Source organism: Bradyrhizobium sp. Mp27, from assembly GCF_029953005.1.
In the GTDB taxonomy this organism is placed as follows: Bacteria; Pseudomonadota; Alphaproteobacteria; order Rhizobiales; family Xanthobacteraceae; genus Bradyrhizobium; species Bradyrhizobium barranii.
This window is the reverse complement of record NZ_JASAUS010000529.1, coordinates 1-1057: the sequence shown is the minus strand read 5'-3', so window position 1 is coordinate 1057 and position 1057 is coordinate 1. Positions and strand designations below refer to the sequence as shown.

The following is a 1057-nucleotide window of genomic DNA, read 5'->3' as shown; positions in this document are numbered from 1 at the left end:
ATCAAGAGTAGCTCGTCACTCATGCGGAGTTGTTGTAAAATCACTTTGCATGAGTGATTTGCCTTCCGATCCAGCATTGCTCCGACACACCGTGATGGCGCTGTCGTCAAGGCTTGCGGCGTTGTCGGCGGAATGCAGCACGCTTTCGGCCGAGCGTGATGCGGCGATCGCCCAACGCGACGCTGCGGTTCAGGAGAACGACAAGCTCCTGATGATCCTGTCCCAGTTCAAGCGCACGATCTTCGGTCCCCGCTCCGAGACACTGGATCGCGGACAGCTGCCTCTCTTCACCATCACGGCACAGGCGGCTCGTGCCGCGGCCAACGCCGACGTAACCGGAGGCAGGCTGCCTGATGGAGCGGAGGGCCGTGGAAAGCGACCGGCGCGACGCAACCGGGGGAAGCTTCCGGAGCATTTGCCGCGCATCGATGTCGTAATCGATGTCGAGAGCCACATCTGCCCCTGCTGCGGCGAGCGGCTGCACAAGATCGGGGAGACCGTCAAGGAAGCCTTCGACGTCGTTCCGATGCAGTACCGGGTCAAGCGCATTGTGCGTCCGCGGTATGGCTGCCGGGGATGCCGCCAGGGTGTGATGCAGGCACCTGCGCCGGCCCAGGCGATCGATGGCGGGATGGTGACGGAAGCCTTGCTGGCCCACATCGCGGTGATGAAATACGGCTACCAGTTGCCGCTGTATCGGCAGGAACAGATGTTCGCCGCGCAAGGCATCACGCTCGATCGGCAGACGCTGGCCTCGTGGATGGGCCGCGCCGCCTGGTGGCTGAAGCCGCTTCACACGCTGTTGCGCGACACAGTGATGTCCTACCCGCGGCTGTTTGCCGACGAGACGCCGCTGCCAGTTCTCGATCCCGGCCGTGGCAGGGCCAAAGTCTGCCAGTTCTGGGCGATCGCCACCGATGACCGTCCGTGGGGCGGCCCGGCACCGCCGGCGGTAGTCTACACGTTTGCTGAGGATCGCAAGGCGATCCGCGCCAAGCAGCTGTTCGGGGACTACCACGGCATCCTGCAGGTCGACGGCTATGCCGCCTACAAGGGC

1 protein-coding gene is annotated in these 1057 nt (G+C 64.1%); it reads left to right on the top strand.

The window, feature by feature from the left end; all coding sequences use genetic code 11:
- Positions 1-49: 49 nt before the first annotated feature.
- The coding region (locus QJT78_RS51540) for an IS66 family transposase (RefSeq protein ID WP_281460894.1) at positions 50-1057 on the top strand (1008 nt) is incomplete at its 3' end.